A 4,778-nucleotide genomic window follows, 5' to 3' on the forward strand; every position below is an offset into this window, starting at 1 on the left:
GACCGTTGTGACTCCATTTTTATCTCGTCCATTGCTCTCGCTGCCATTGCTATTTGGGCATAATTAAATGGTGATTGAACCTAAAAAATAGTTCGGATCATTATCAATTCTGGATTACGGCTTAGCTTGACCCAAACTATGAGGCTAATCCAGAGTTTTACGATACCGCTTAAAACCAATCAATAATACCACAACTGTAAAGATGAGGATTGGCACTATCTCCTGCCATACCTCTGAAAATCCGTTTCCCTTTAAGAGAATGCCGCGCACGATCTTTAAGAAATGGGTAAGCGGAAGAAAATTTCCGAGAAGCTGCGCCCACTCTGGCATGCCACGGAAAGGAAACATAAATCCTGAAAGTAAAATGGAAGGCAAAAAGAAAAACATGGCGCTTTGCACAGCCTGCAATTGATTGCTGGCAATCGTAGAAAACGTCAATCCCATTGCTAAATTTGCGGCGATAAAAGGAAGGCAAAGTATCAATAAAAGAATAATGCTGCCTTGCATAGGTACGCCAAACAGAATTTTTGCCATCAAAAGAATTAGCATCACCTGGATATAGCCGACAATAATATAGGGAAGAATTTTACCGACCATGACTTCAAAAGGACGTAATGGGGTTGCCAGTAAATTTTCCATAGTACCCCTTTCATATTCGCGGGTAATGGCAAGGGCTGTAATGATGACCATTGTCATTGTCAGCACCACGCCTAATAAGCCGGGCACGATATTATAAGCAGTGATGGCAAGCGGATTATAGACTGCGTGAACTAAAGGGCGATAAGGCGGAGGGCGTGCCTGTAAGCCCGACAAATTACCCGTTAATTCTTCGCGCAGGGATAAATAGGCAAGCTCTGTAAAGACCGAGAGCGCGCGGCTGGTTGCGGCAGGATCGGTTGCATCAGCTTCCAGCAATAGAGATGGCCTTAAGCCCTTTAGTAAATCTCTTGTAAAATTCGGAGGAAAATTCACGATAAAATGCACATCCCCTTTTTTTAATAAATAAGCGGCCTCTTCCTCACTTAATGATGGGCTGATGAATTGAAAGTAAGTCGAGTTTTCCATGCTTTTTAAGATACGCCTGCTTAATGGGCTCGGGTCTTGATTCACAATTCCGGTCGGCAAATGGCGGGGATTTAAATTAATGGCATAGCCAAACAAAATCAATTGTATCAGGGGAATGCCTACAATCATTGCAAAAGTCGCCTTGTCACGCCGCATTTGAATAAATTCCTTGATAATCACGGCCATCAGGCGGGAGTTAATCCAAACTGTCAAGTTATGCTCCTATTTGATTTATGGATATCATTGGATTAATCAAATTCGACATTTTCTTTCACTAAATTGATAAAAGCATCTTCCAGCGTAGAATCTATTTCCTGCCAGGTGATGTTGTATTGCTCTGTTAGCCGCTTTAACGCTTTTTCGATCACATCCTGCTTGAAACCGCAAACATGGATTTGCCTGCCAAATAATACCGCCTGGGTAATTGCATTTATTTTTTTAACTTCTTGTAATAAATGAGTCGTAATATCTCCTTTAATTTCCCAGGTGCGAAGTTTCGTGCTTTGGATAACTTCGTCAACTGTACCAGTTATCAGCAATTCGCCATTTGCGATATAGGCAAGCCGCGTGCAGCGTTCTGCTTCATCCATATAATGAGTGGACATCAGGGTTGTCACCCCCTGCTCGCTCAAGGCATGAATCCTGTCCCAAAACTCGCGTCTTGCAATGGGGTCAATTCCTGAGGTAGGTTCATCAAGAAGCAATAAATCAGGCTTGTGCAGTAAGCAAGCTGCCAAAGCCATGCGCTGTTTCCAGCCTCCGGATAATTCTCCAGCTAAATGATTGCGGTATTTGCCCAAATCAAATTCTTCCATTATTGTTTTTACCGCCTGCGTTCTGTTTTTTACCGCATAAATGCTCGCTATAAAATAAAGATTTTCTTCTACGCTCAAATCAGTATAAAAGCTAAAGCGTTGCGTCATATAGCCAACATGTGCCTTTATTTTTTCTGATTCATGAACAATATCATAACCAAGGCAAGTTCCCTCGCCTGAATCTGGGGTCAATAATCCGCATAACATACGGATAGTGGTGGTTTTGCCGCTGCCATTCGGCCCAAGAAAGCCAAATACCTCGCCTTTCCTGACTCGAAGATTAATATCATTGACCGCCAGATGGCCGCCAAACGATTTCCGCAGGTGAGCAACGTCTATGACAGCAGTATCAATCATGGGCAATTCCCATGACCGTCACAGGCTGACCAGGCTTAAATTTATCTGGCTGTAGAATTTGAGCTTTAATTCGAAATACCAGTTTGTCAGCATTATCCCGGCTGTAAACCAGGGGAGGCACATATTCTGCCTCAGGAGAAATATAACTGACGCGTGCAGTATAATTTTTTTTACAGCCCATGCAGGTAAATTCGATGATTTGGCCTTGATTAAAACCATTAACCCGTTCTGCAGGCACAAAGAATTCGATTCGGACATTTTTGGGGGTGAGCAACGCAGCGATAGGCTGTTGGCTTGCAACAAACTCGCCCGGCAAGTAAAAAGTATCAAAAATAATGCCGCTTTCCGGTGCATAAATGCTTTTCTGTGCCAACTGCCATTTTGTCTCGGCAAGCTTTTCCTGCAGCCGTTTAATTCTTGCAAGTTGCGCATTAATTTGTTCTTCTCTGCCGCCTAATTGCGCCAACTCCAGGTTTGCCTGATATTGAGATCGTAAATGCTTTAATTCATCATAGCGTGCTATCGCTTGATCCAAACGATCCCTATCGCCAGCTTGCATATCATGAAGATGCTTAAAGCGTGCCACACGAATTTGCGCCAACTCTAACTGAGCATCAATTTGTCCGATTTGCGCTTTAATTGCTTCTATTTCCGGTTTACGCTTGGGGTTTTGTAAATCCTGATAAATTCTTTGCGCTTCATTTAATTCAGCTCGTGCCTGCTTGATTTGCAAAATCTGCGGCTCGGAATCCAATTGAAACAATAATTGATTTTTTTTAACTACCTGACCCCGATGTGTTAACTTTTTTACCAATATACCTGAGTAAGGAGATGCAAGAAATATATTCTCGCCTTCAACATATCCCTGGTATCGCACTTCACTAGGCTTCTCACAAGAGATAAGCAACGCTGTTAAAAGCATTGGTAGGCTCTGTTTTAAAAGAAACCATTTACTTTTCATATCTCAACAGTGAAAATCTGATTTAATATTAGTATATAATGCATCAAAACCAATTTACGATAGATGCCTCTTTTGACATCCCAATAGTTGATAATATAAATGACTCAAAACATTCGCCCTTTTCAACATAAAAGCCCTGTCATCGGAAGTTCGGTTTATATTGATCCAGGCGCCATGGTGATCGGCGATGTGGCACTCGGAGATGACGTCTCAATCTGGCCCATGGCTGTTATTCGCGGCGATGTAAACCGCATCACCATTGGCGATCGCACTAATATCCAGGACGCCGCCGTCTTGCATGTCACTCATGATGGACCTTATACTCCCGGAGGAAAACCGCTCATTATCGGCAATGATATCACCATTGGTCATGGCGCAATCTTGCATGCTTGCACAATTGCAGATTACTGCCTGATTGGCATCAGATCTGTCATATTGGATGGGGCATATATAGAAGATCATGTCATGCTCGCAGCAGGCTCTCTCGTTCCTCCTGGCAAGCATTTAAAAAAAGGATACCTGTATCTTGGAAACCCAGCAAAAGAAATGAGAAAATTAACTTCTGCGGAATGGGATAATCTGGAATATTCGGCAGCACATTATGTCAATCTCAAGAACAAATATCTTGATGCGAAAAATATTTAATATATTTAAATTAGATGCTAAATTCTCATCCCGCATTAAGAAAATGTTATGCGGGACATTGGGAAGAGCATGCCCGGAATTCGGGCATTAGATCTAAACACTTGCTACATTGACTGATTCAGGACAAGGCGGCTATTTGGAATTTCATCCTGGAAACCATCAACCAATAACGATTTAAGTTCATTAATTTCCTGAATTTGTTTATTGGCTAAAAGCCGCCCTTCCACCATTGCAGAATAAAAAGTACACAATGCAACTGCAGCAGATATTACCATGTAGGCCAAGCCTAATAATGCTGGCAAAATCGGTCCGGAAGCAATCATGGTGGCGCCCACAAAAACGCCTGTAAGCGCTAAGCCGCAAGTTAAACCGTTTATTGCTAAATTAAGTGCAGGTAACGATTTTAATAAGAATTTATTTTCCATTAATTCACGGCTTAGGTAATCACTGTGGTTAATGATGCGATTTTTCAATTCTTGAGAAATAGCTTCGTCATTTAATATATGAACAATTGCTTCATTGACCGCTTTCTCCAGATCCAGAAGATTCTTTTTTGAATCATATGAAAAAAAATAAGCGCTTAAAATTTGTCTAAGCTCTACGATGCTATCCCTAAAGTTAGATGCTTTATATTTTAAATCCAACAAGTTCTTATATTGCTCAGTACTTTGCAAAACGGTCTGTTCTGATCTGAGCTTTCTTCTAATTGCTTCTTCATAAGGAGTAGGAAAAAAACCTGGTGTGTATAAATGAAACATAACTATCTGGGATATGATTAAATTTAGACATATTTTAACCAAATACATACGGATAGCAAGTATATTTTGGCTAAATATATTAATTATTGATCATGAAATAAAAAAAGCGGCACAAAGCCGCTTGATAAAAAAGCCCTGGCGATGACCTACTTTCGCATGGGGAGGCCCCACACTATC

The 4,778-nt window shown here is 41.3% G+C and carries 5 protein-coding genes; 1 reads left to right on the top strand and 4 read right to left on the bottom strand.

Translation table 11 applies throughout. The features are described 5' to 3' along the window. Positions 1 to 144: 144 nt before the first annotated feature. Genes Llon_RS08435 through Llon_RS08445 form a run of 3 tightly spaced genes read right to left on the bottom strand, consistent with a single transcriptional unit; the run spans position 145 to position 3,159 of the window. Positions 145 to 1,278 (bottom strand): ABC transporter permease, encoded by a 1,134-nt coding sequence (locus Llon_RS08435; RefSeq protein ID WP_237758296.1) that lies wholly within the window; start codon positions 1,276 to 1,278, stop codon positions 145 to 147. Positions 1,279 to 1,313: 35 nt separating this feature from the next. Next, positions 1,314 to 2,237: an ABC transporter ATP-binding protein gene (locus Llon_RS08440; protein ID WP_058529637.1), complete on the bottom strand. Its 924-nt coding sequence runs from the start codon at positions 2,235 to 2,237 to the stop codon at positions 1,314 to 1,316. Next, positions 2,230 to 3,159, bottom strand: a complete 930-nt coding sequence (locus Llon_RS08445; RefSeq protein ID WP_160149085.1) for an HlyD family secretion protein — start codon at positions 3,157 to 3,159, stop codon at positions 2,230 to 2,232. The genes Llon_RS08440 and Llon_RS08445 overlap by 8 nt, the downstream gene beginning before the upstream one ends. A 138-nt stretch (positions 3,160 to 3,297) precedes the next feature. Here Llon_RS08445 and Llon_RS08450 point away from each other — a divergent pair, with 138 nt between their 5' ends. Beyond that, positions 3,298 to 3,843 carry a gamma carbonic anhydrase family protein gene (locus Llon_RS08450; protein ID WP_058529639.1) on the top strand — a complete coding sequence of 182 codons (546 nt, stop codon included), beginning with the start codon at positions 3,298 to 3,300 and terminating at the stop codon, positions 3,841 to 3,843. A 104-nt stretch (positions 3,844 to 3,947) separates the two neighbouring features. Here the strand turns inward: Llon_RS08450 and Llon_RS08455 are convergent, their stop codons facing one another. Then, on the bottom strand, positions 3,948 to 4,601 hold the full coding sequence (locus Llon_RS08455; RefSeq protein ID WP_058529640.1) for a hypothetical protein: 654 nt from the start codon (positions 4,599 to 4,601) through the stop codon (positions 3,948 to 3,950). Between the last annotated feature and the right edge of the window lie 177 nt (positions 4,602 to 4,778).

The organism is Legionella londiniensis (genome assembly GCF_001467825.1).
Classification (GTDB): domain Bacteria; phylum Pseudomonadota; class Gammaproteobacteria; order Legionellales; family Legionellaceae; genus Legionella_A; species Legionella_A londiniensis.